This window comes from Pseudomonas sp. FP1742 (assembly GCF_030687145.1).
Lineage (GTDB): Bacteria > Pseudomonadota > Gammaproteobacteria > Pseudomonadales > Pseudomonadaceae > Aquipseudomonas > Aquipseudomonas frederiksbergensis_D.
The window spans coordinates 5,000,427-5,026,346 of record NZ_CP117460.1 but is presented as its reverse complement, the minus strand read 5'-3'; the positions used below and the strand labels follow the sequence as shown (position 1 = coordinate 5,026,346).

The 25,920-nt window shown below is 58.5% G+C and carries 17 protein-coding genes and 1 pseudogene; 12 read left to right on the top strand and 6 right to left on the bottom strand.

What is annotated here, in order from left to right; all coding sequences use genetic code 11:
• Positions 1 to 45 precede the first annotated feature (45 nt).
• A complete protein-coding gene (locus PSH64_RS22800; RefSeq protein ID WP_305478762.1) occupies positions 46 to 3,666 on the top strand; it encodes a calcium-binding protein in 3,621 nt (1,206 codons plus the stop codon).
• A 288-nt stretch (positions 3,667 to 3,954) separates the two neighbouring features.
• Here PSH64_RS22800 and PSH64_RS22795 read toward each other — a convergent pair whose 3' ends face one another.
• Positions 3,955 to 6,849 carry a ribonucleoside-diphosphate reductase subunit alpha gene (locus PSH64_RS22795; protein WP_105346294.1) on the bottom strand — a complete coding sequence of 965 codons (2,895 nt, stop codon included), beginning with the start codon at positions 6,847 to 6,849 and terminating at the stop codon, positions 3,955 to 3,957.
• 738 nt (positions 6,850 to 7,587) lie between these two features.
• Here PSH64_RS22795 and PSH64_RS22790 point away from each other — a divergent pair.
• Together PSH64_RS22790 and PSH64_RS22785 are read left to right on the top strand one after the other, a co-directional pair.
• On the top strand, positions 7,588 to 8,301 hold the full coding sequence (locus tag PSH64_RS22790) for a response regulator (protein WP_105346291.1): 714 nt from the start codon (positions 7,588 to 7,590) through the stop codon (positions 8,299 to 8,301).
• Positions 8,298 to 9,908: an ATP-binding protein gene (locus PSH64_RS22785; RefSeq protein WP_105346289.1), complete on the top strand. Its 1,611-nt coding sequence runs from the start codon at positions 8,298 to 8,300 to the stop codon at positions 9,906 to 9,908. The genes PSH64_RS22790 and PSH64_RS22785 overlap by 4 nt, the downstream gene beginning before the upstream one ends.
• A 126-nt stretch (positions 9,909 to 10,034) precedes the next feature.
• Here PSH64_RS22785 and PSH64_RS22780 read toward each other — a convergent pair whose 3' ends face one another.
• Both PSH64_RS22780 and PSH64_RS22775 read right to left on the bottom strand, forming a co-directional pair.
• Positions 10,035 to 10,760, bottom strand: coding sequence for a 4'-phosphopantetheinyl transferase (locus tag PSH64_RS22780; RefSeq protein WP_219847845.1), 726 nt, complete (start codon positions 10,758 to 10,760; stop codon positions 10,035 to 10,037).
• Positions 10,761 to 10,847: 87 nt separating this feature from the next.
• Positions 10,848 to 11,639 (bottom strand): dienelactone hydrolase family protein, encoded by a 792-nt coding sequence (locus PSH64_RS22775; protein WP_305478758.1) that lies wholly within the window; start codon positions 11,637 to 11,639, stop codon positions 10,848 to 10,850.
• Between the two features lie 147 nt (positions 11,640 to 11,786).
• On the opposite strand from PSH64_RS22775, the gene PSH64_RS22770 reads away from it, so the two are divergent.
• The 7 genes and pseudogenes from PSH64_RS22770 to PSH64_RS22740 all read left to right on the top strand — a co-directional run bounded on the left by PSH64_RS22770 (position 11,787) and on the right by PSH64_RS22740 (position 20,265).
• Entirely contained in the window at positions 11,787 to 12,389 is a 603-nt protein-coding gene (locus PSH64_RS22770) for a hypothetical protein (RefSeq protein WP_105346280.1), read from the top strand.
• A gap of 238 nt (positions 12,390 to 12,627) precedes the next feature.
• The gene (locus PSH64_RS22765; protein ID WP_018926312.1) at positions 12,628 to 13,305 is read left to right on the top strand and encodes a response regulator transcription factor; all 678 of its coding nucleotides are present in this window, start codon (positions 12,628 to 12,630) and stop codon (positions 13,303 to 13,305) included.
• Complete coding sequence (locus PSH64_RS22760; RefSeq protein WP_305478755.1) at positions 13,302 to 14,648, top strand: ATP-binding protein; 1,347 nt, start codon at positions 13,302 to 13,304, stop codon at positions 14,646 to 14,648. Before PSH64_RS22765 ends, PSH64_RS22760 begins: the two co-directional genes overlap by 4 nt.
• A gap of 499 nt (positions 14,649 to 15,147) precedes the next feature.
• The gene (locus tag PSH64_RS22755) at positions 15,148 to 15,507 is read left to right on the top strand and encodes a DUF6124 family protein (protein WP_305478753.1); all 360 of its coding nucleotides are present in this window, start codon (positions 15,148 to 15,150) and stop codon (positions 15,505 to 15,507) included.
• Between the two features lie 257 nt (positions 15,508 to 15,764).
• Positions 15,765 to 17,360, top strand: coding sequence for a hypothetical protein (locus tag PSH64_RS22750; RefSeq protein WP_305478751.1), 1,596 nt, complete (start codon positions 15,765 to 15,767; stop codon positions 17,358 to 17,360).
• 188 nt (positions 17,361 to 17,548) lie between these two features.
• Positions 17,549 to 19,807 carry a hypothetical protein gene (locus PSH64_RS22745; RefSeq protein WP_305478749.1) on the top strand — a complete coding sequence of 753 codons (2,259 nt, stop codon included), beginning with the start codon at positions 17,549 to 17,551 and terminating at the stop codon, positions 19,805 to 19,807.
• A gap of 180 nt (positions 19,808 to 19,987) precedes the next feature.
• Positions 19,988 to 20,265 (top strand): annotated as a pseudogene (locus tag PSH64_RS22740) (hypothetical protein).
• Positions 20,266 to 20,311: 46 nt separating this feature from the next.
• Here the strand turns inward: PSH64_RS22740 and PSH64_RS22735 are convergent.
• Entirely contained in the window at positions 20,312 to 21,310 is a 999-nt protein-coding gene (locus tag PSH64_RS22735) for an AraC family transcriptional regulator (RefSeq protein WP_305478747.1), read from the bottom strand.
• A gap of 338 nt (positions 21,311 to 21,648) precedes the next feature.
• Here PSH64_RS22735 and PSH64_RS22730 point away from each other — a divergent pair, with 338 nt between their 5' ends.
• Complete coding sequence (locus PSH64_RS22730; RefSeq protein ID WP_007937531.1) at positions 21,649 to 22,983, top strand: dicarboxylate/amino acid:cation symporter; 1,335 nt, start codon at positions 21,649 to 21,651, stop codon at positions 22,981 to 22,983.
• A 143-nt stretch (positions 22,984 to 23,126) separates the two neighbouring features.
• A complete protein-coding gene (locus PSH64_RS22725; RefSeq protein WP_305478744.1) occupies positions 23,127 to 24,308 on the top strand; it encodes a CaiB/BaiF CoA-transferase family protein in 1,182 nt (393 codons plus the stop codon).
• 120 nt (positions 24,309 to 24,428) lie between these two features.
• Here the strand turns inward: PSH64_RS22725 and PSH64_RS22720 are convergent, their stop codons facing one another.
• Together PSH64_RS22720 and PSH64_RS22715 are read right to left on the bottom strand one after the other, a co-directional pair.
• Positions 24,429 to 24,923, bottom strand: coding sequence for a SprT family zinc-dependent metalloprotease (locus PSH64_RS22720; protein WP_095051660.1), 495 nt, complete (start codon positions 24,921 to 24,923; stop codon positions 24,429 to 24,431).
• A 148-nt stretch (positions 24,924 to 25,071) separates the two neighbouring features.
• Positions 25,072 to 25,674: a Yip1 family protein gene (locus PSH64_RS22715; RefSeq protein WP_105342793.1), complete on the bottom strand. Its 603-nt coding sequence runs from the start codon at positions 25,672 to 25,674 to the stop codon at positions 25,072 to 25,074.
• Between the last annotated feature and the right edge of the window lie 246 nt (positions 25,675 to 25,920).

Genomic DNA, 25,920 nt, shown 5'->3' with positions numbered 1-25,920 from the left:
GTGTTGTGTTGGCTACCGATTTATCAAAACGGCAAGGAAGAAAAAATGGCAGTGATCAATGGAACAGCGGGTACGGATACCCTGGTAGGTACTTCGGGGGCGGATGAGCTCTATGGGTTCGCAGGGAATGACTCGCTGAGCGGTGGGGATGGTAATGACCTGCTGGATGGGGGCGCGGGGGCGGATGTTTTGAATGGTGGCAATGGTGTTGATACCGTTTCGTACGCAAACGCGACATCTGGGGTCAATGTAAACCTACAGACAGGCAAGGGCACAGGTGGTGACGCAGAAGGCGATAGTTACTCCTTCGTTGAACGTGTGGTCGGTTCGGCCTTCAACGATAATCTGACATCCGGCGGCGCAACCCACGTACTGGAGGGCGGTGCGGGGAATGATGTGTACAACATCAACCTCTACGTTGGCGGCACGGTGGTGGAACAGGCCGGCGGCGGTGACGACGAAGTCCGTACCCAGCTCAACACGCAAGTGCTGGCCGATAACGTCGAGCGCCTGACCTTTGTCGGCACCGGCAACTTCACTGGTACCGGCAATGCTGGCGATAACATCATCACTGGCGGTGCGGGTAACGACATCCTGCGCGGTGGTGGCGGTGCCGACCAGTTCGTCGGTGGTGCCGGTACGGACACGGTGAGCTACAGCGACAGCAACAACCAGCCGGTGACCATCAACACCAAAACCGGGATCAATCTCGGTGCCGCAGCTGACGATACTTACGTGGGAATTGAAGTCCTGCAGGGCGGCTTTGGCAACGACACCTTTATCAGTGGTGCGGTGGCCAATACATTTGATGGCGGCAATGGCACCGACACGATCGATTATTCGACTTCCAGCACTGGCGTTAACGTCAACCTGCAGACAGGCAAGGGTACCGGCGGTGACGCAGAAGGGGATAGTTATTCCTTCATCGAGCGAGTGGTCGGTTCGGCCTTCAACGACAACCTGACCTCCGGCGGCGCAACCCACGTACTGGAGGGCGGTGCGGGGAATGATGTGTACAACATCAACCTCTACGTTGGCGGCACGGTGGTGGAACAGGCCGGCGGCGGTGACGACGAAGTCCGTACCCAGCTCAACACGCAAGTGCTGGCCGATAACGTCGAGCGCCTGACCTTTGTCGGCACCGGCAACTTCACTGGTACCGGCAATGCTGGCGATAACATCATCACTGGCGGTGCGGGTAACGACATCCTGCGCGGTGGTGGCGGTGCCGACCAGTTCGTCGGTGGTGCCGGTACGGACACGGTGAGCTACAGCGACAGCAACAACCAGCCGGTGACCATCAACACCAAAACCGGGATCAATCTCGGTGCCGCAGCTGACGATACTTACGTGGGAATTGAAGTCCTGCAGGGCGGCTTTGGCAACGACACCTTTATCAGTGGTGCGGTGGCCAATACATTTGATGGCGGCAATGGCACCGACACGATCGATTATTCGACTTCCAGCACTGGCGTTAACGTCAACCTGCAGACAGGCAAGGGTACCGGCGGTGACGCAGAAGGGGATAGTTACTCCTTCATCGAGCGAGTGGTCGGTTCGGCCTTCAACGACAACCTGACCTCCGGCGGCGCAACCCACGTACTGGAAGGCGGGGCGGGGAATGATGTGTACAACATCAACCTCTACGTTGGCGGCACGGTGGTGGAACAGGCCGGCGGCGGTGACGACGAAGTCCGTACCCAGCTCAACACGCAAGTGCTGGCCGATAACGTCGAGCGCCTGACCTTTGTCGGCACCGGCAACTTCACTGGTACCGGCAATGCTGGCGATAACATCATCACTGGCGGTGCGGGTAACGACATCCTGCGCGGTGGTGGCGGTGCCGACCAGTTCATCGGTGGTGCCGGTACGGACACGGTGAGCTACAGCGACAGCAACAACCAGCCGGTGACCATCAACACCAAAACCGGGATCAATCTCGGTGCCGCAGCTGACGATACTTACGTGGGAATTGAAGTCCTGCAGGGCGGCTTTGGCAACGACACCTTTATCAGTGGTGCGGTGGCCAATACATTTGATGGCGGCAATGGCACCGACACGATCGATTATTCGACTTCCAGCACTGGCGTTAACGTCAACCTGCAGACAGGCAAGGGTACCGGCGGTGACGCAGAAGGGGATAGTTATTCCTTCATCGAGCGAGTGGTCGGTTCGGCCTTCAACGACAACCTGACCTCCGGCGGCGCAACCCACGTACTGGAAGGCGGGGCGGGGAATGATGTGTACAACATCAACCTCTACGTTGGCGGCACGGTGGTGGAACAGGCCGGCGGCGGTGACGACGAAGTCCGTACCCAGCTCAACACGCAAGTGCTGGCCGATAACGTCGAGCGTCTGACCTTTGTCGGCACCGGCAACTTCACTGGGACCGGCAACGCCAGCGACAACATCATCACTGGCGGTGCGGGTAATGACACCCTGCGTGGTGGTGACGGTGCCGACCAGTTCATCGGTGGTGCCGGTACGGACACGGTGAGCTACAGCGACAGTGCTTCAGGTCTGACAATCAATCTCAAAACCGGTATTCATACCGGCATTGCTGCGGGTGATACCTACAATAGCATTGAGCAGATCAGCGGCTCGAACTTCTCTGACATCTTCATCGGCGGGGATGGTGCGGACCGAATCGATGGTGGTGCAGGCACCGACTTCTTGAGTTTTGCAAACGAAGGTTCCGGCGTCACCCTCGATTTGAGTGTGCCAGTGCTGACCGGAATTGCAGCAGGCGATGTTTACACCTCCATCGAAGCGTTCCTGGGCTCCAATTACGACGACACCTTTACCGGCAGCGCCGGCGCGGTCGAAAGTTTTGTGGGCGGCGGCGGTGCGGACGTCTTGACCGGCGTGGGTCGCGGTGATGCTGCCTGGTATGTGAACAGCTCCGATGCGGTCCAGGTCAACCTGCTGACCGGGACCGGAACTGGGGGCGACGCTCAGGGCGATGTGCTCAGCAACATCGATAACCTGGTCGGTTCTACCTTCAATGACACGCTGACCGGCAATGCCTACGCCAACATGCTGGAAGGTGGTGCCGGTAACGACACCCTTTATGGCGGTGATGGCAATGACATTCTGTACGGCGACAGCTTCACTGTAACGGGGGCGCTGGCGGTAACGTCCTCGAGTGCCGACCAGGCCGACACCATTTATGGCGGTAATGGCGATGATTACATCATCGGTCACAACCATGACGTCGGTTCGGTCTTCTACGGCGAAGCGGGGAATGACAACATCACCGTCCTGTCGGGCATTGCTGATGGGGGCGACGGGAACGACACGTTGATGGGGTTGAGCCGTGGTTATGAACTGCGTGGCGGTGCCGGTGCCGATAAGTTGTATCTGAGCGCTTCGGGTGACGGGTATGGCGGTGAGGGTAGCGATGCGTACTTCGTTTCCTCCAAAACCATGGTCGCAATTTTCGATGACGGTACCACCGGTGTGGACACCGTCACCCTGAAAAACATCCAGAGCCTCAGCGATGTCCGGGTGGTCAAGAACGACCTGGGTGCCTACATCTTCAATGCCGCCGACCTGTCCAGCGGCAATCTGGACTCCGGGGTGTTCCTGAAGGACTGGTATGCCGGGGCCAACACCATCGAGACGTTCATTACCAACAACGGAGACTCTTTCACCATACCGGTTTAACCCGGTGACAGCCTCCACCGGATGTCGATGGAGGCTGCGGTTGTAAAACACAAACGGCAAAACCTGCGCTTCAGGTTTTGCCGTTTTTTTTGCCGTGGATTTCTCCAGGCAGGGTAGATCAAAAGATCGCAGCCTTCGGCAGCTCCTACAGATGTATGCAATATCGGTATAGGAGCTGCCGAAGGCTGCGATCTTCTGACCTTAAAAGCAGGCAAAAGAAAACCCCCGACCAGCCAAAGGCTCATCGGGGGTTTCAGGTAAGCGCCTTTCAGCGCCTACCGGCTCAGCTTATTGGCAAGCTTCGCAATCCGGCTCGTCGATGGCGCAAGCCTTCGGCACTGGAGCTGGACCGGCTGGGGCTGCCAGGACCGAGTCGTCACCGTGGTTGCCGCCGCTGGAAACAGCGTTCAGCTTGCCGGTGTTGATGGTCGACTTCTCGGTGCTGGTCGCGGCCAGGGCACGGAGGTAGTAAGTGGTTTTCAGACCACGGTACCAGGCCATGCGGTAGGTCACGTCCAGCTTCTTGCCCGAAGCGCCGGCGATGTACAGGTTCAGCGACTGAGCCTGGTCGATCCACTTCTGACGACGGCTGGCGGCGTCGACGATCCACTTGGTGTCCACTTCGAAGGCAGTCGCGTAGAGCTCTTTGAGTTCTTGCGGGATGCGCTCGATCTGCTGCACCGAACCGTCGTAGTACTTCAGGTCGTTGATCATGACCGAGTCCCACAGACCGCGAGCCTTCAGGTCGCGAACCAGGTACGGGTTGATCACGGTGAATTCGCCCGACAGGTTCGATTTCACATAGAGGTTCTGGTAGGTTGGTTCGATCGACTGCGACACGCCGGTGATGTTGGCGATGGTTGCGGTCGGTGCGATGGCCATGATGTTGGAGTTACGAATGCCTTTCTGTACACGGGCGCGAACCGGTGCCCAGTCCAGGGATTCGTTCAGGTCAACGTCGATGTACTTCTGGCCACGCTGCTCGATCAGGATCTGTTGCGAATCCAGCGGCAGGATGCCTTTGGACCACAGCGAACCCTGGAACGTCTCGTACGCGCCGCGCTCGTCGGCCAGGTCGCAGGACGCCTGGATGGCGTAGTAGCTGACCGCTTCCATCGACTTGTCGGCGAACTCGACGGCCGCGTCGGAACCGTAAGGAATGTGCTGCAGGTACAGAGCGTCCTGGAAGCCCATGATGCCCAGGCCGACCGGACGGTGCTTGAAGTTGGAGTTCTTCGCTTGCGGCACCGAGTAGTAGTTGATGTCGATCACGTTATCGAGCATGCGCACGGCGGTGTTCACGGTGCGTTGCAGCTTGGCGGTGTCCAGCTTGCCGTCGACGATGTGGTTCGGCAGGTTGATCGAGCCCAGGTTGCAAACGGCGATCTCGTCCTTGTTGGTGTTCAAGGTAATCTCGGTGCACAGGTTCGAGCTGTGGACCACGCCCACGTGCTGCTGCGGGCTGCGCAGGTTGCACGGGTCTTTGAAGGTCAGCCATGGGTGGCCGGTTTCAAACAGCATGGACAGCATTTTGCGCCACAGGTCTTTGGCCTGGATGGTCTTGAACAGCTTGACCTTGCCCGGGTACTCGGTCAGGGCTTCGTAGTACTCGTAACGCTCTTCGAAGGCCTTGCCGGTCAGGTCGTGCAGGTCCGGTACTTCGGACGGCGAGAACAGGGTCCACTTGCCGTCATCGAAGACGCGCTTCATGAACAGGTCAGGGATCCAGTTGGCGGTGTTCATGTCGTGGGTACGACGACGGTCATCACCGGTGTTCTTGCGCAGTTCGATGAACTCTTCGATGTCCATGTGCCAGGTTTCCAGGTAGGCACACACAGCGCCTTTGCGCTTGCCACCCTGGTTGACGGCGACGGCGGTGTCGTTCACCACTTTCAGGAACGGCACGACGCCCTGGGATTTGCCGTTGGTGCCCTTGATGTACGAGCCCAGTGCACGAACCGGGGTCCAGTCGTTGCCCAGGCCGCCTGCGAATTTCGACAACATGGCGTTGTCGTGGATCGCGTGGTAGATGCCCGACAGGTCATCCGGCACGGTGGTCAGGTAGCAGCTCGACAGCTGTGGACGCAGGGTACCGGCGTTGAACAGGGTCGGGGTCGAGGACATGTAGTCGAAGGACGACAACAGGTTGTAGAACTCGATCGCACGGTCTTCTTTCTGCTTCTCTTCGATCGCCAGGCCCATGGCCACGCGCATGAAGAAAATCTGTGGCAGTTCGAAGCGGATACCGTCCTTGTGGATGAAGTAACGATCGTACAGGGTCTGCAGGCCCAGGTAGGTGAACTGCTGATCGCGCTCGTGGTTGATCGCCTTGCCGAGTTTTTCCAGGTCGAAGGACGCCAGAACCGGGTTCAGCAATTCGTATTCGATACCTTTGGCGATGTATGCCGGCAGTGCCTTGGCGTACAGGTCGACCATTTCGTGGTGGGTCGCGCTGTCGGCGACGCCCAGGAAGCCCAGGCCTTCGGCACGCAGGGTGTCCATCAGCAGGCGGGCGGTCACGAACGAGTAGTTCGGCTCACGCTCGACCAGCGTACGGGCGGTCATCACCAGGGCGGTGTTGACGTCGGTCAGGGCCACGCCGTCGTACAGGTTTTTCAGGGTTTCGCGCTGGATCAGGTCGCCATCGACTTCTTCCAGGCCTTCGCACGCTTCGGTGACGATGGTGTTCAGGCGACCCATGTCCAGAGGCGCGAGGCTGCCATCGGCGCGGGTGATGCGGATCGATGGGTGAGCGTTGACGGCTTCTTCGGCTGGAGCGCGTACGGCACGTTCCTTGGCGCGCGAGTCACGGTAGATCACGTAGTCGCGGGCTACTTTTTGCTCGCCGGCACGCATCAGGGCCAGTTCGACCTGGTCCTGGATTTCTTCGATGTGGATAGTGCCGCCCGAAGGCATGCGACGCTTGAAGGTCGCGGTGACTTGTTCGGTCAGGCGGGCAACGGTGTCGTGGATTCGCGACGAAGCGGCAGCGGTGCCGCCCTCAACTGCGAGAAACGCTTTGGTGATGGCGACGGTGATCTTGTCATCGGTGTAAGGGACGACAGTGCCGTTACGCTTGATCACGCGCAGTTGGCCAGGCGCGGTGGCGGACAGATCCGAATTCGAATCGGCGGCCTGCGGCAAGGTGCCTTGCGGGTTCTCGCGAGTTGTGTCGGTTTGCATGGGGGGTTGTCTCCACATTCTCTATGTTTGTTTGGGCACCATCACGGTGCCCACCGTTCTGTCCTGAAGCACTACAACCGGCGAGGGCCGGGCATACCAACTTCGGGACAGATCAGGAAGGGGGCTATTGGGCGCCGCTTCCATGCCGAAGTCTTTGGTGTCACGCCTTGGGCCTGAAACCGAATTCCGTTTTGAGTGGCAGTAAATGACTGCAACACCCGTACCGTTATCGCCGTTTCGGGCTTAAAAACAGTAGCCATCCGCACACGCGGTTTGGTCTTTCGAAAATACGTTTGGTTCAACCGGAAAGAGGCAATAAAAGCGCTTGAAATCGGTATCCGGTTTGTGTTTGGTTTTTGGCGTAAAACCCTACATGTAGGGTTTTTTTTGCGCCGAGGTACAAGATAATGCGTTTTGGAGGGTGTTGCAACGTACTACCTGTGGATAAACCTGTGCGTAAATTGTGTGTGAAAGAGGGAATAGGCGTGTAGGCCGCGACCTAGCTGGAGCCGACCATTTTTCACTGATTTTCAGCGACTGAAAACAGTCATCCGGATTTTTAAGGGCGCGAACCCTATCACAAAAAACCGTTGTGTCCGAACGCATTTACCGGCTTGTGTTCCAGACGTGTGGCGTTTATACAATCGGCCTATGCAGATGCATTCTTATCCTCCCCAATCATTACAAAAAGACGGGCGGATCCTTCCTTATTGATGGTGTTGGCAAGCAGAGGTCATCGTGGAGCAAGAAGCCTGGCAGGTATTGATTGTCGAAGACGACCAGCGTCTGGCCGAACTGACCCGCGATTACCTGGAAACCAATGGCCTGCGCGTATCGATCGAGGGCAATGGCGCCCTGGCCGCGGCACGCATCATCAAGGAGAAACCGGACCTGGTGATCCTCGACCTGATGCTCCCCGGCGAAGACGGCCTGAGCATCTGCCGCAAGGTCCGTGACAAATATGACGGGCCGATCCTGATGCTCACCGCGCGCAGCGACGATACCGATCAGATTCTTGGCCTGGACTTGGGCGCCGACGACTACGTCTGTAAACCGGTGCGTCCGCGTTTATTGCTGGCGCGCATCCAGGCTCTGCTGCGGCGCAGTGAAACCCCTGAAGTGCCCCCGGAAAAACAACGGCGGCTGCAGTTCGGCCCATTGGTGGTGGACAACGCGTTGCGCGAAGCCTGGCTGCATGACAAAGGCATCGAGTTGACCAGCGCCGAGTTCGATCTGCTCTGGCTGCTGGTGGCCAACGCCGGGCGAATCCTGTCCCGCGAAGAAATATTCACCGCGCTGCGCGGTATCGGTTACGACGGCCAGGACCGCTCCATCGACGTGCGCATCTCGCGCATCCGCCCCAAGATCGGCGATGACCCGGAGCATCCGCGGCTGATCAAGACCATCCGCAGCAAAGGCTATTTGTTCGTGCCGGAAGCCTGCACCCTGTGAACTCGATCTTCCTGCGTATTTATGGCGGCATGTGCGCGGCGCTGATTCTGGTGGCCGTGCTCGGCGTGCTGGCGTTGCACCTGCTTAACCAGGTGCGCAGCGAGCAGTACCGCGAGCGCCTGGCCCACGGCACGTTCTCGCTGATGGCCGATAACCTGCAACCGATGAACGAGACCGAGCGCCACCGGGCCTTGCTGGTGTGGGAGCGCTTGCTCGGGATTCCGCTGGCGCTGAAGACGTTCCCCCAGACCGACCTCGACCTGACCCAGCGCACCCGCGTGCTTCACGGCCAGGCCCTGGTGGAGCAGACCGGCCCGCATGCGGCGAAGGTTTATCGCCTGGTCAGCGACAAGGAGCAACTGGTGCTTACCGGTGAAGTCCAGCAAATCAGCGAGCAACTGGCCCGGGCGACCATTTACCTGTTGGCCGATGAACTGGTGCGCTACCCGGTGGCCGAGCAGCCCAAGCGCCTGGCGCAGTTAAAGGAAGAGAAGGGCTTCGGCTTCGATCTGCGGTTGGTCACGGTCGATGAGGCCGACATGGACGAAGATCAGAGCCGCCGCGTATCCGAAGGCGACACGGTGATGGCGCTGGGCAAGGGCGGCGATTCGATCCGGGTGTTTGCCGGCATGGTCGGTACGCCGTGGGTGCTGGAAATCGGCCCGCTGTATCAGATGAATCCTTACCCGCCGGAGTGGCTGGTGCTGATCGCGGCCCTTGGCTTGAGCCTGATCGGTTTGATTGTCTATCTGTTGGTGCGCCAACTCGAGCGCCGTTTGCGCGGGCTGGAAGCCGCCGCCACCCGCATCGCCAAGGGCAGCCTGGAAACCCGTGTGCCGGCCCGCGGCGCCGACTCGGTGGGACGCCTGGCCTTGGCGTTCAATGGCATGGCCGAGCATCTGCAGCAATTGTTGGCGATTCAGCGAGAACTGGTACGCGCCGTGTCCCATGAATTGCGCACACCGGTGGCGCGCCTGCGTTTTGGCCTGGAGATGATCGGCTCGGCCACCACGCCTGAGGCGCTGGAGAAATACCGTGAAGGGATGGACCACGACATCGAGGACCTCGATCGGCTGGTCGATGAGATGCTCACGTATGCGCGGCTGGAGCAGGGCTCGCCGGCGCTGAATTTCCAGCGCATCGATCTGGATGCGTTGGTCAATCAGGTGATCGAGGAACTGGCACCTCTGCGCGCCGAGGTCACGGTGCAGCGCGGCTTGTGCCTGTCCGCCGCCGATTGCGATGGTGCCTGGGTCGAGGCCGAGCCGCGTTACTTGCACCGGGCGTTGCAGAACCTGGTGAGCAACGCCATGCGCCACGCCCATTCACGGGTGACCGTCAGTTATCAGGTGGGGCAGCAGCGCTGTCGGGTGGATGTCGAGGATGACGGGCCGGGCGTGCCGGAAACGGCGTGGGAGAAAATCTTCACCCCGTTCCTGCGCCTCGACGACAGCCGCACCCGCGCTTCGGGCGGGCATGGGCTGGGATTGTCGATCGTGCGGCGGATCATCCATTGGCATGACGGCCGAGCGCTGATCAGCAAGAGCAAAAGCCTGGGCGGGGCGTGTTTCAGTTTGAGCTGGCCGAGGAATCAGGAGCGGCGTTGAGATCTGCGGTGAATGATCCACCGCTTTCGCGAGCAAGCCCGCTCCCACATTGGATTTGTGTACGACGCAATACCAATGTGGGAGCGGGCTTGCTCGCGAAGAGGCCCTGACAGCCACTGCAAACCCTCAGGCCTTGATACTGACCAGGCTCAACAACTGCCCATCCATCACTGCAAACTGCGCATCCAGCTCAGTGCCGCTGCGCCATTCGCTGGACAGGTCGGTCAGCAATCGCAACCGCACTTCACCGCCCTCGCTCCACTCCAGCACTTCGGCGTGTTCAAAATAGAAGCGCTGCTGGACGATCGGGTAGAGCGCCTTGAACAGGCTTTCCTTCACCGAAAACGTCAGCGTCACCAGCATTGCCAATTGATCGCGAGCCCCGGCGGCCATGCGCTGCAACTCAGGCCCGGTGAGAATTTCCCCGGCCAGGCGTTCGGCCCGTTCCGTTTCGAGCAGGTTTTCCAGGTCCATTCCCAGACCGCGCCAATGGGCCTTGTTCGCGACAATCGCCGCGGCCCGGCCAGTGCTGTGGGTGATCGAACCGGTGATATGCGCTGGCCACACCGGTGCGCGGTCTTCACCAATGGCTGGAATGAAGCTCAGCCCTTCCAGCTGTTGCAACGCGGCCCGAGCGCAAATCCGCCCGGCAAGAAACTCGGCCTGACGCTTGGCCACCGAACGCTGGATGCTTGCGGGCGGCTCGATGGCGCTGCGCTGGAAATCATCGCTGGCCAGTTGCCTGGTATCGAAGTGGGTGCCCAGCAGGACCGTATCGGGCAGCGCAAACGGCAGCGGCCAATGGGCGTCGAGCGGGGTACAGCAGGCGGGCAGGGCGGGGACGGGATTCATGACGGGCATTTTGCCGGGTTACCTTGAGGCTGGGTAGTGGCTGAGGGCTTGATCGTTCCCACGGGGACCGTGGGAACGATCACTGTGTCAGCCAAAGATCTTCTTGAAAAACGCCTGCATATCCGCCCACGACTTCTCGTCGGCAGCCTTGTTGTAACCAATGTCCGGCCCGCCATGGTCGCCATGGCTCAGACGGTCCGCATCAGGGTTGCTGAACCCATGCTTGGCGCCTTCGAGGCTGACGAATTTATAGTCGGCACCGGCCTTGTCCATTTCCGCCTTGAACGCCGTCACGTTTTCCGCCGTCACCATGCTGTCCAGCGCGCCATGCTCCACCAGAATCTTCGCCTTTACGCTGCCAGGCACCGCCGGGGTATCGGTCGCCAGCGCACCGTGGAAACTCACCACGCCTGCCAGTGGCAAGCCCTGACGTGCCGCATCCAGCACCACCTTGCCGCCGAAGCAATATCCGATGGCCGCCAGTTTGGCCGGATCGGTCTGCGGCTGTTTCTTCAGCAAATCGAGCCCGGCCTGAAACCGCGCGCTGGCCGCCGCACTGTTCTTCGACGCTGCTTGCATGAACGCCATGGCGTCCTTGGGGTGTTCGGTGTTTTTGCCGTCGCCATACATGTCGATGGCCAATGCGCTGTAGCCCAGACCGGCCAGATCGCGGGCGCGGCGCTTGGCGTAGTCGTTGAGCCCCCACCATTCATGCACCACCACCACACCCGGGCGTGGGCCTTTGATGGCGTCGTCGTAGGCGTAATAGCCGATCAGCTTGGTGCCGTCGGCACTCTGATAGGGAATTTCCTGGGTCTTGATGGCGGCCTGGCTGAGCCCGCTCAAGGCCAGCAATACAAGGGCGAGAAATACACGCATGGTTAATCTCCATATTAAAAAAACGTCAAAACAGCGTAGTCGATTTGATTCAGCTCAGGTTCAGCGTGCGTTCAGGGGCAGTACAGGGAGCGGTCAGTAACCTTGCCCCGTACCCAAAAAACACATAGCGCATGAGGAAACTCCCCAATGACTACTTTGAAAAAACTGCTGCTGGCTTTCACCGTGATGGGCGCCAGTGTTGCCGCCCATGCCGACACCACCAATTTCGCCGGCCTGACCTTTGGCCAGACCAGCGACAAAGTTAAAAAATCCAGTGCCCTGAACGACAACCTCAACCACCCGAACGCCGACGGTGTGATTGGCAAGGACAACACCTGGGGCGTGCGTCTGGGCCAGCAAGACAGCCAGGGTCGCTACTACGCCACTTACGACAACGTGTCGGGCTCGCATAATGGCATTAAACTGCGTCAGGAAAACCTGTTGGGCAGCTACGATTTGTTCTACCCGGTGGGTGGCAGCACCAAACTGTTCGGCGGCGCCACTGCGGGTTTGACCAAAATGACCCAGGAATCGCCAGGCTTCAGCCGCGACAGTGATATCGGTTACGCCATTGGCGGCCAGGTGGGTGTACTGCAGCAAGTTTCACAAAACACCTCGGTCGAGCTGGGTTACCGTTACCTGCGCAGCAACGCCAGTACCGAGATGAGCGAGCGCGGCGGCAGCAAACAGGGTTCGTTGGACTTGACCAGCAGCGCCCAGACGTACCTGTCTGCCAACTACGTTTTCTAAAAAAGCGTTTTGTGAGGGTATGTGCCAATGCCAGTCAGTTGAGCGAAATCCCTGTGGGAGCGGGCTTGCTCGCGAAGACGGCGTTACAGTCAATATTGATGTTGCCTGACACACCGCATTCGCGAGCAAGCCCGCTCCCACAGGTTCCGCTACCTGACTGATGACTGGTGTTCGCCCTGTTAGCCATTGAGGTGCAGTGTCGTGCCTTTAGAGATATTGATTTGCCCCGGAGAGCCTTATGAAATTGCTGGTCGTCGAAGATGAAGCGCTGTTGCGCCATCATCTGCAAACCCGTCTGACGGACAGTGGCCACGTGGTCGAGGCCGTGGCCAACGCCATCGATGCGTTGCATCAGGCCGAGCAGTTCAACCATGACCTGGCGGTGATCGACCTCGGTCTGCCGGGGATGGGCGGGCTCGACCTGATTCGTCAGCTGCGCTCCCAGGGCAAGACGTTTCCGATCCTGATCCTCACCGCGCGCGGCAACTGGCAAGACAAGGTCGAAGGCCTCGCCGCCGGTGCCGACGACTACGTGGTCAAGCCGTTCCAGTTCGAAGAGCTGGACGCCCGGCTCAATGCCTTGCTGCGTCGCTCCAGCGGTTTCACCCAGTCGACCATCGTCGCCGGTCCCTTGCTGCTGGACCTCAATCGCAAACAGGCGTCCCTCGATGACCAGCCACTGGCGCTGACCGCCTACGAATATCGGATCCTCGAATACCTGATGCGCCATCACCAGCAAGTGGTGGCCAAGGACCGCTTGATGGAGCAGCTCTACCCGGATGACGACGAGCGCGATCCAAATGTGATCGAAGTGCTGGTCGGCCGCTTGCGTCGCAAACTCGAAGGCCCGGCCGGGTTCAAGCCGATCGATACCGTGCGTGGCCTCGGCTACCTGTTCAATGAGCGCTGCACTTGATTCGTTCCCTTCGTGTCCGCTTGATGCTCGCCGCCACCACCCTGGCGGTGTTGTTCATGCTGGCGTTACTGCCGGCGATGCAGGGCGCGTTCAGCCTGGCGTTGCAGGACTCCATCGAGCAGCGCCTGGCGTCGGACGTCACCACGCTGATCTCCGCTGCCCGGGTGGATAACAACCGCTTGCAAATGCCGGCGCAGTTGCCCGATGAGCGTTTCAACCTCGCCGACAGCCGATTGCTCGGCTATATCTATGACCGCGAAGGTCACCTGGTATGGCGCTCGAAGGCCACCCAGGAAGAGAACATCAACTACAAGCCGCGTTACGACGGACGCGGCAACGAGTTCGCGAGGATTCGCGAGGCCAATGGTGAAGAGTTTTTCGTCTATGACGTCGAGGTCAAGCTGCTCGGCGGCAAAAGCGCGGCGTTCAGCATCGTCGCGCTGCAACCGGTGCGCGAATACGAAGCCACCCTCGAAGGCCTGCGGGAAAACCTCTACCTGGGCTTCGGTGCCGCATTGCTGGTGTTGCTCGTTTTGCTCTGGGTTGGCCTGACCTGGGGCTTGCAGGCGTTGAGCCGCCTGAGCCAGGAGCTGGACCAGATCGAAAGCGGCACCCGCGAAAGCCTCAGCGAACAACACCCGCGCGAACTGCTACGCCTGACCGGCTCGCTCAACCGTTTGCTGCACAGCGAACGCGAGCAGCGCAGCCGTTACCGCGACTCCCTCGACGACCTGGCCCACAGCCTGAAAACTCCGCTGGCGGTATTGCAAGGGGTCAGCGAAGACATGGCGCAAAAGCCGCAAGAACGCGATCAGGCCCGGGTGCTGCAAACCCAGATCGAACGCATGAGCCAGCAGATCAGCTATCAACTGCAACGGGCCAGCCTGCGCAAAAGTGGTCTGGTACGCCATCAGGTGCGCCTGCGGCCGGTGCTGCAAAGCCTCTGCGACACCCTGGACAAGGTCTACCGCGACAAGCGCGTGCGGGTCGCTTTCGATCTGCCGGATCAGTGTTACGTGCCAATCGAGCAGGGCGCCTTGCTGGAAATGATGGGCAACCTGCTGGAAAACGCCTATCGCCTGTGCCTCGGCGAAGTGCGCATCAGCGTGCGTGAAACTCTCAACGGGATTGAGTTGTGCGTGGAAGATGACGGGCCGGGTGTGCCACCGGATCAGCGGGCGCGGATTCTCGAACGCGGCGAGCGCCTGGATCGCCAGCATCCGGGGCAGGGGATTGGCCTGGCGGTGGTCAAGGACATCATCGAAAGCTACAGCGCCAAGCTGACGCTGGGGGATTCGCCGATGGGCGGGGCGGCGTTCCGGATTCATTTTCCGGTGGTTTGATCCTGGGTTTGAGGGTGACGATCGTTCCCACGCTCTGCGTGGGAATGCAGCCCGGGACGCTCCGCGTCCCACCCTCTAAAGCCGAACGCGGAGCGTCCGTTGAGGCATCCCCACGCAGAGCGTGGGAACGATCAAAGGCTTGGTGTCAGACCGCTAAACAAGCACTGTTTAAACGACATCTCCAGATACTCACTCAGGCTACACATCCTTGCGCCGCTGCCTACGACTACGCCAGAATCCGCCGGCTAGTGCGCCTTGAGGCCGGGCTATATCGTTTCCCTGTCGCTGAAAAACAGCGATCGGGTTTGGTAGCCCGGTTATTGGAGCATAGCTTCACCTGATGCGGCCTTTTGGGGCTCTGCATTTATGGTGGCCATGCGCAGGGCTTCTTCGGAAGCGCCGGTTCCAATGCCCGGTCTACCAACCTTCGTATGGCCACCACCCCTCGTTTGGTAGCGAGAGGGTGATGGTTCCACTAAATAGCATTGGAGTTCCATCTATGTTCAAACCAACACCCAATCCACCGGCACCCGACGACGTTTCCCCCTACGAATCCCTCGATTCCAAAAAATTCCACGAAGCCGCCGACCGCGCCCTCGACCACTACCTCAAACCGCCCACCCCCAAAGACACCCAGCGCAAACCCAGCACCATTTACCATGTCGGTGCGAAGGTCGATAACGAAACCCTGCTGGTCAACGCCTGCGAAACCCTGGCGTCAGCAAGCATGATGCTCAGTGAGTTCGCCGGGTTGATGGACATGCCGCATCGCAACATGATGTTGGGGATTCAATCGGTGGTCATGCTCGGTGAGCTGGCCGTCAACCGGGTGCTGGATAACCTCGATCCACCTGCCTGACACCGGACCTCAAGTTATTGAGCATCTGTGCATGAGCGAAATGAGAAACGGCCCGAGAGGGCCGTTTTTGTTTTCGGTGCGTCAGGCATGGCGCGTTGCGCGCAAGCGCGACCTCCTACTCGATCTGTGTGAAATCCGCCTTCGGCGTATAACCGCTCGTCTTAAAGTTGCCATCACCTATCAGATTTGACAGTAGCCGACTTCGTCGTAACAAGGTTTTGATGGCTCACCACCCAACTGCCAACGAGCCCTGTGCCATGAACAACCCTGCCTTCAACTCCGGCTCCATCGCCGTCCTGGCCCTGACGTTGCCCTACATTCCGCGACAGACCTACCCGATCAATCACCTGGACGCCCAGGTTGGATTATCCAGAGTCAATTACTACGCGGATCCACTGGGTTTGTTGGTGTTGCTGGGGCCATATCAGGGTCAGGCGAGCAATGAAACCGGGCGGCTCTACCTCAATCATCTTCCGCTGGCACTGTCCACCGATGTCACCAAGGATGCAGTGACACCGCTCGAGTTTCGCTTGCCGGCGGGGATGCTCTCGAACGGAATCAATACACTGAAGTGCACGGTCACGCGACAGTCGGGCAACGAGGATTCGGCAAAGTTGGTTGTGCTGCACTACCTCGCTGATCCCGCTGGCAATGATCCGGATCCCGACCCTGGCAATTCGTTGTTGAGTATTGATGTCAACCCGAAGAGTGTCGGCCCCGCCGAGGCGGCAGCGGGCGTGCGCGTGATACTGGATTATCCAGGCAAGCAGCTGTATGACTCGTTGTCCATTGACTGTGGCGGTAAAGTCATCACTCATCAGATCGCACCGACTCTGCAGGATCCGAATCCCGAAACGAAGCCGATCGTCCGCACCCTTTATGCTGCCGATTTCGCCCATGCCCCGAACGATCCGCAATTCGCGTTCAAATACAACGTGATCAGTCAGGTGGGTGATTTTTCAGGTACGTCATCGACGGGAGTGTTCAATCCGCAGAAATTTTGGTCGAAGTCATGCCTGATTGACGTTCATCTCGACCGAAACGAGCTGGAGATGCCGATCCTTCGCGAGATACTGACTGAGAACAATGACGACCCGGCCGTCGTAGACCTGGACAAGATGAAGGGAGGGCCGTTGTGGGCGTTGATCCATTTGATCCAGACAATCTGGCAGGCGGGGGATGAGATCCACTTGATGTTCACCGCTGTGGTGAATGGCAGTCTGGTGGCTGCCCATGAAGCAACGTTGCCGATCACGCAGGTACCGGGGCAATTCGCTTGGGACATTCCCAATGACAAGGTTATTGCCGACGGTATTGTGGGTGTTCGTTTTGAGCAGATCCGCGGGGGCAAGGTTATCGGTGTTTCCAAAGTGGCCGAGGCGCAGGTGATTGGCGAAGGCTTCGCTGGGGGTGACGAGGACTGGGAGGAAGTAGACAAACAGCTATTTTGGCTGGATAGGCCTGTGGAGTTAAAAAGTGGTCTGACAGTGACTGTTAAACGAATTTTCTATACGAATAGCTACTGCAGCATCGAAGATATAGATCCCCGCTTCTCGTTAGGCAGTAGGTCATTTTTAGCCTTCTTTAACTCTGCAATAAGGTTCAGTTGGAATAGCCAGGAAATAACGTCTGTAGAACTTACTCATCTGCACAATTCAGCACAGGGAAATAAAATAGAGTTTTATGACCAAAATGGTGATTTTATTGAAGAGCGACTTCTCCCTGTTTCCAATTCGGGACCGATGAGGATGGTCTATAAATCGCCATCTGGACGCTTTATTGGATCATTTGTCTGGAATGCTTTAAACGAGACCGACAGTGGTGCATTCATTGATTATATAAAGTGGAAGTAAAAAAAGTGGTGTTACAAAAAAACGGCCTTTTTAAGTATTTTGCAGGCCGTTTTTTTTGCTTGGATAAGCCAACGACGGTATTCATTCTGCCGACCGCTCGTCGCTACTGTCAGATCTGACAGTAGCGAGTTCCGCTACTACCGCGTTCTGATTGCGCAGACCCTCCATCACATAGCGAGCACTGCGCCATGAACAGTCCTGTCCCGGTTTCGATTGACGTTTTCACCGTCACACGTCCGCATATTCTGCTGAAGACTGACCTGATCTCTCATCCGGTGGCGCATATCGGGCTGTCCATCGTTAATCACTACAGGGATTCGAAGGGTGTACTGGTGCTGTTGGGGACTTGGCTTGAGCAGGCTAAGTATGAAACCGTAAATCTATACGTGAATGACAACTCCAACCCGGTTGCCAGCGAAATCGTCATGGATTCCAGCGCAGCGGTGGAGTTGCGCCTGCCGATGGGCCTATTGGTGGAGGGCGTCAACACCTTCTACTGCACGGTCGAGCGTCTTTCTGGCAACATCGAAAAGTCGCAGGAGTTGAAAGTGCTCTACTTCGTCTACGCGCCGGGCGGCGATGTCCCGGTCGTGGGCGGGGGAAACTCTGCGCTGGGCATCAGCGTCAACCCGACCAGCGTGGATGCCGCGCAGGCGGCGCAGGGTGTGATCCTGACCCTGGATTGGCCTCATAAACACCTTTATGACCTGGTGACCGTCGATTGTGGTGGCGTCCCGCTGACCCACCGGATCGAACCGACGCCGCTGGATCCCATCCCCGACCTGACAAAGCCGCTGGTTCTTACCCTGTACACCCAGCATTTCGCGAAGGACCCGAATAACTCGCAGTTTCCGATCAGGTACAACGTCATCAGCCAGACGAACAATTTCTCGGGCACGACGCATCTGGGGCAGTTCGATGCTCGGGATCATTGGTCGGTGCCTTGCCTGATCGATGTCCACCTCGATCGTAAAGAACTGGAGATGCCGATCCTTCGAGAAATCCCGACTGAGAACAATGACGACCCGGCCATCGTCGATCTGGACAAGTTGAAGGGTGGGCCGTTGTGGGCCTTGGTTCATTTGATCGATGCGATCTGGGACGTGGGTGATGAGATCCATCTGATGTTCACCGCGCTGGTGAATGGCAGTCCGGTTGCCAGCCATGAAGCAACGCTGCCGATCACGCAGGTGCCGGGGCAATTCGCTTGGGACATTCCCAATGACAAGGTTATTGCCGACAGTATTGTGAGTGTTCGTTTTGAGCAGATCCGCGGGGGTAAGGTTATCGGTGTTTCCAAAGTGGCCGAGGCGCAGGTCATTGGCGAAGGCACCATCAAGTTATTACCGCCGAAACTGGTTGCACCGGCCATCAGTCCCATCGACTTATGGCTTTATTCGAATGGCGTCACCGTGCGTATCGAGTATCTGGACGCCCGTGCCGGTGACAAGGCTCAGTTGATCGAAATCAACCCGCCGGCCGGTGCCACGCCATTTCCAGTGGTGGCTTTCAACACGAACAAGCGGACGAACACCGTCCTGACCCAGGCATTTCTTGCGGAGCGGCAAGGGAGCCAACTGAGGTTTCGCTGGGTGTTGATTCGGGGCGGCAAGGAGATTGCCCGGTCAGGGTCGTTGCTGGTGACTGTTGCACGGATTGAGGACGGCGATGTCCGTTTGCCGGTAGCGGAAATTCTGCAGGCGAAGGCGGGTGGACTAAATCTCGATGATTTTGATCTCGATGGTACCTTCCGACTTCTCCCGTGGGTATTTATAGCGATCGGGCAGAGTATTAATGTGACGGTCGTGGATAGAAATCATGCGCCGCTTCCGGTTTTGCAGAACTACCGTATAAAAGAACAGGACGTGACAAACGGTTTGACCCAGGCAATATCGCGTCCATGGCTCGATGCGTTATTCGATAATGCCGAAATAACACTCAAGGTCGAGGTAGCAGTCGGCGGTCATACCGTTGTCTTCAAGGACGTTAACTACATCGTCAGCCTTCGATCGTATGCCGGCTCTGAAGACTTCGAAAGTTCACCCCTGATTGGTTTTAATCCCGGCTCCGTACATAAGTTTGCAAGTGGAATAACGCTAAAGTCACTGGGCGGAATTGTTCATTTGACGAATGTTCATACCACCGACAGAAACTACACGTCGCTACTCGGACGCGTCACGCTGAACATGCTAGGAACGGTTGAAATCACCCTTCCGGGTTTAGCCAGTCATGTCAGCTTTTTGTTCGTTTCGCACCAGTTGCACGAAGAGAATGCAGTCGTTTATATGGATGAACGAGGCAATGTCATTGGCACGATGCCATTGCCTTATACGAGTCTCTACCAATACGCCTATGTCAGTTTTAATGCGCCGGGCAAGAGCAGAATAAAATCAATCATTATTCGTAATAGAGATGACATGTACGTCGACAAATTCGAGGCGAGGTAGATAAGTATTCATTCAAGAGAAAGCGTGCATTGATTGATCAGCACAAAATCGATCCCTCTCACAGAGGGATCGACTGTGTACCCGGTCTTTGCAAATGCCGCAGATCCAAATGTGAGCTGGCTTGCTTGAAGAGGCCGACCCATCCACCACAAACCCCACAGTAAGACCAATAAACGGGCGATGTTTAATAGACATCTCCCGATACTCACCCAGGTTACATATCTTTGCGCCAGTCCTGGTCTGCTAACCCGCGTACAGCCTCCACCTCTTTTTGATAACGAAACCCTGCTGGTCAACGCCTGCGAATCCTTGGCATCGGCGAGCGTAATGCTCAGTGAGTTCGCCGGGTTGATGGACATATGCCACATCGCAACATGATGCTGGGGATTCAATCGGTGGTCATGCTCGGTGAGCTGGCCGTCAACCGGGTGCTGGATAACCTCGATCCGCAAGGCTAACGGGTACACTGATCGTTCCCACGCAGAGCGTGGGAACGATCAGTTCTTAAAGCTCCTGAGCCCGATAGGCCCCTGGCGTCAACCCGGTCCACTTCTTGAACGCCCGGTGAAACGCCGAAGGCTCTGAGAATCCGAGCTGTTCGGCAATCTGTTGCAACGACAGATCCGCCCGCCCCAGGTGATAAATCGCGATGTCCCGGCGTAACTGGTCCTTTAACTCCTGAAAACTCGTGCCTTCCTCACGCAAATGCCGACGCAAGGTTTGCGGGCTGATGTGCAGGTGCGCGGCCACCGCTTCCAGGTCCGGCCAGCGTGCGCTGTCGCGACTGAGCAAACGCCGCAACTGACTGCTCAGGCTGTTGCCTTCGTCGGGGCGTGACAGCAGGTCGGCGGGGGAGCGTTCGAGAAAGTGCTTGAGGGTCCGTTCGTCCTGCAACAGTGGCATGTTCAGGTAGCGGCTATGGAACAGCAGGCTACTCTGATTAGTATCGAACGTTAGCGGGCAGGAAAACAGCAAGTCGTATTCGGCCCCGTGCTCGGGCCTCGGGTAGCTGAAGGTGGCGTGCTCCAGACGAATGCGTTGGCCGATCAGCCAGCTGCCGAACCGATGCCAGATCACCAGCAGGCTTTCACTGAGGAAGTGGTCCGGGTCCCACAGCGGCGAATCGTCGAGGCCCAGGCGAATCATCTCGCCTTCGTGGCTCAGGGTCAGACGTGGCGCCCCGGGAAACAGGCTGTAAAACAACAGGCCGCGATTGAGTGCTTTCTCCAGCGTGCGGCAGTGGATCACCGCGTGGCACATCATCGCAAAGCTGCCGGGTTTGCTCGGGGCCTGCCCGAAGCCCAGGTATTCGTCGTCCAGGGCCAGCCACAAACCCTGGATCAACCGGGTGAACTGCTCAGGCGCGATTCGCGCCCGCGGCTCTTCAAGCAGCTCGGGGCTGATCCCCAGTTGCTGCAGCAGGCTCGAATAGTCGTAGCCACGTCGGCGCGCGCCGCCGAGGGCGGCACGGGCGAAATGGCTGGCGATGGTGCGTTCACGCATGAGGGCAGGTCCGTCCACTGAGCAATGGATGGTAGCGGTGCCCGTCGACGATGAACAAGGCGGATATCCGCCAAATTACAGGATGAGGTCAGGCGGCTTGGCGGAAATCCGCCACATAATTGTAACTGGTTGGTGACCAAGAGAAACCTGTAACCCTTGATGTCAAAAGGCTCGCAGGCTTTTTGGCGAATCTGGCACGGGCCTTGCGATACAACCAGCAGATGCCTGCCGTTGCGCAGCTCGACAAAACAAATCCCTCCAGTGCAGGAGGGTTCGCAATTGAAGTGTCTTGGGCAACAGATGGATGTTGTCACCGGGCACTCTTGAGGAACTTTGCAATGACGACTCGTCAGCCACTGTACAAATCCCTGTATTTCCAGGTGATCGTTGCCATCGCCATCGGCATCCTGCTCGGTCACTTCTACCCGCAGACCGGTGTAGCCCTCAAGCCGTTGGGTGACGGGTTCATCAAACTGATCAAAATGATCATCGCTCCCATCATTTTCTGCACCGTCGTCAGCGGTATCGCGGGCATGCAGAACATGAAGTCGGTTGGCAAGACCGGCGGTTACGCGCTGCTGTATTTCGAAATCGTTTCGACCATTGCACTGCTGGTCGGTCTGGTGGTGGTCAACATCGTGCAGCCGGGTAATGGCATGCACATTGACGTCACTACGCTGGATGCCTCCAAAATCGCTACCTACGTGGCTGCCGGTGCGGATCAAAGCGTCGTTGGCTTCCTGCTTAACGTCATCCCGACCACCATCTTTGGTGCGTTCGCCACGGGCGATATCCTTCAAGTACTGATGTTCTCGGTGATCTTCGGTTTCGCCCTGCATCGCCTGGGTGCCTACGGCAAGCCGATCCTGGACTTCATCGATCGCTTCGCCCACGTGATGTTCAACATCATCAATATGATCATGAAGCTCGCGCCGCTCGGTGCCTTCGGTGCCATGGCGTTCACCATCGGTGCTTATGGCGTTGGCTCGCTGGTGCAACTCGGTCAGTTGATGGCCTGCTTCTACATCACCTGCCTGCTGTTCATTCTGGTCGTGCTGGGTGGTATTGCTCGCGCTCACGGCTTCAGCGTGCTGAAAGTGATTCGTTATATCCGCGAAGAGCTGCTGATCGTGCTGGGTACTTCCTCTTCGGAGTCGGTACTGCCACGCATGCTGATCAAAATGGAGCGTCTGGGCGCGCAGAAATCCGTGGTAGGTCTGGTGATCCCGACCGGCTACTCGTTCAACCTCGACGGTACGGCGATCTACCTGACCATGGCGGCAGTGTTCATTGCTCAGGCAACCGACACCCACATGGACATCACTCACCAGATCACTCTGCTGGTGGTGTTGCTGCTGTCCTCCAAAGGCGCTGCTGGCGTGACCGGTAGTGGCTTCATCGTACTGGCCGCTACCTTGTCCGCTGTAGGCCACCTGCCGGTTGCCGGCTTGGCGCTGATCCTGGGTATCGACCGTTTCATGTCCGAAGCCCGCGCGTTGACCAACCTGATCGGTAACGCGGTTGCCACCATTGTTGTGGCCAAGTGGGTCAAGGAACTGGACACCGACGTGCTGCAATCCGAGCTGGCCTCGGGCGGTCGCGGCATTGCCGACGAGCCTAAAGACGATGTTTTGGGCCACGTCGAAGGGGCAACCCCGACGAACGCCAAGTAAGCCTTGTTGTAATGAAAAACCCGCTTCGGCGGGTTTTTTGTTGCCTGCGATTTGAGCGTAACGGTCAGCGTCACTGGCACATAAGGTGATTGCTGCAATGTCCCGGGCTGCCTAGGCTTGGGGGACTGCACTGGAGAACGCTCATGCTCGGTCCACTGGCATCACTCAAGGTTCTGGATTTCTCGACATTGTTGCCGGGGCCGTTCGCCTCGTTGCTGTTGGCGGACATGGGCGCCGAGGTGCTGCGCGTCGAATCGCCGACCCGCATGGATTTGCTGCGGGTGTTGCCGCCCCACGATCACGGAGTGTCGGCCAGCCACGCGTACCTCAATCGCAACAAGCGCAGCCTGGCGCTGGACCTCAAGCAGCCCGAGGCGCTGGACGTGATCAAGCAGTTGTTGGCGGACTACGACATCGTGCTGGAGCAGTTCCGCCCTGGTGTGATGGAACGCTTGGGCCTTGGCTATGACGCCTTGAAGGCGATCAATCCGCGGCTGATCTATGTGTCGATTACCGGTTACGGCCAGACCGGCCCTTACAGGGACCGCGCCGGCCACGACATCAACTATTTGGCTTTGGCGGGGCTGGCGAGCTACACCGGCCGCGCCGACAGCGGCCCGTTGCCGTTGGGCATGCAGGTGGCGGATGTCGCCGGCGGTTCGTTGCATGGGGTGATCGGTTTGCTGGCGGCGGTGATTGCGCGCCAGCAGACAGGGCAGGGGCAGCATCTGGATGTGAGCATGACCGACTGCGCCTTCAGCCTGAACGCCATGGCTGGTGCCGGGTATCTGGCCTGTGGCGTGGAGCCGGGCAGGGAAGACCAGATGCTCAATGGCGGCGGTTTCTACGACTACTACCGCTCGCGCGATGGCCGCTGGTTGGCGGTGGGCAGCCTGGAACCAGGGTTCATGCAGCAACTGTGCACGGCGTTGGGCCGGCCAGAGCTGGCAGCCGAGGGATTGGCCCCCGAACCTGCCCGGCAACAGGCACTCAAGAACGCGCTGAACATTGAATTCGAAAAACACGACTTTGCCTGGTTGTGTGAGCTGTTTGCCGGGGTCGATGCGTGTGTTGAACCGGTGTTGAGCCTGGGCGAAGCGGTTCGGCACCCGCAGTTGAAGGCGCGGGAAGTGGTGACTGAGGTGCCGCGGGGCGATGGGACCACTCAGGCGCAGATGGCGTGTCCGTTGAAGTTTTCAGCGGGGTTGCCTGAACCACGGCATATCGGGGCGAGGCTGGGTGAGCATACCGATCAGGTGTTGGGGGAGTTGGGGTTTAGTGTTGAGCGGATTGAAGCGTTGCGGCGTGCCAGGGTGGTTGTGTAGTGGCTGTACGGACGCCTTCGCGAGCAAGCCCGCTCCCACATTGGAATTGTGTCAAGGCGAAGATCAAATGTGGGAGCGGGCTTGCTCGCGAAGGGGCCGGCCCAAACACCATAAATCTCACTACTCGACCCGCATCTCCCCACTGAACACCAACGTGCTGCGACAACGCCGACACAAATACCGCCGCCCCTGCCTCACCAAACCATGGCGCTGTGCCGAAAACGGGAAATCACTGTCGGGGCACGGGCATTTGTAGATGTAACGGGTCACGCTGCGGCGTTTGACGTCATAGGTGTGGCAGCGGTTGGGCGGCAGTTCGTAGACGCCGCGCATGATCAGTTGCCACTCTTCGCCATGGGGCTGGATGCGGTCGCCGAACAGTTGATGGGCGATCAGGTGCGCCACTTCATGCGCCACGGTCTGCTTGAGGAAGTCTTCGGTGTTTTCCCGGTACAGCTGCGGGTTGAAGCGCAGCAGGTTCTCGTGCAAATGCGCGACACCGGCTTTTTGCCCGCGCAGCTTGAGGCTCACCACGGGGCGTTTGAAAGGTCGTTTGAAAAAGGATTCGGCTTGCAGGAAACAGTCTTCGACGCGGGTATTGAGTTGCTCGGGCATGCTTGATGGATCTCCAAGGATGTCGAGTATGCCGCAACCCCGAAGGCTTGCGAATCGTTCAGGCGCCGAATGGTCGTTGCTCGCATTAGAAGGCCGCCTTGCGGCGGCCTGTAGTGGCGGAACGTGTTTTTATGTGGGCGATCGGTTGTCAGTTGGTATAGACGGGGCCCACGCCCAGGCCCCAGACAATCACGGTGAACGCCATGATGGCCACCAGCACCACCAATCCTACGGCGAGCACCGAGCTCGAAAACAGGAACCCCTCGTCCGATGGGATGTTCATGAACGTCGGTAGCCCCACATACAACAGGTACACCGTGTAGCAGACGGCCGCCGTGCCGACGATCATCCCCAGCCAAAGGTGCGGGTACAGCGCCGCCAGGCCGCCGATGAACAGTGGGGTGGCGGTGTACGTGGCGAACGCGACGCAGCGTGCCAGGCTCGGGTTGGCGTCATAGGTGCGGGCCATCCAGTGAATGAAGGCGCCCATCACCGCGACACCGCCGAGCATTGCCAGGTACGACATGATGGTCATCCATAGCGCGCTTTCTGTGGTCAACATGACCGGCGCTCGATTACCGATGACCCAGCCGACCTGCGTGGTGCCGATAAACGCCGAAATGGCGGGGATCGCCGCCAGAATCAGGGTGTGCGTCAGGTACATGTGGCTGATGCTTTCCTCCTGGTCGCCACGGATTTCTTTCCATTCCTGGTCAGGGTGGGTGAAGAGCCCCACTACGTGATGGATCATGCCAGTCACTCCTCTTGTTGTTGCCATCGCCCCCCAGCGGAGCGCTTACGGGCCAAAGTGGCCAGGTAAGAACAGGTCTGAATACGTGTGTGACCTTATGTCGCAGTATAGAAAGGAGTTACTTGCAATAGTGCGAGGGCTTTAGAGCAAATCGCGCTGTAAACAAACCTGTTAATCGCCGCAAGGTCTGTTGTTGTAGCAGCTGGCGCAGCCTGCGTTCGGCGGCGAAGCCGTCGCCAATCCGGT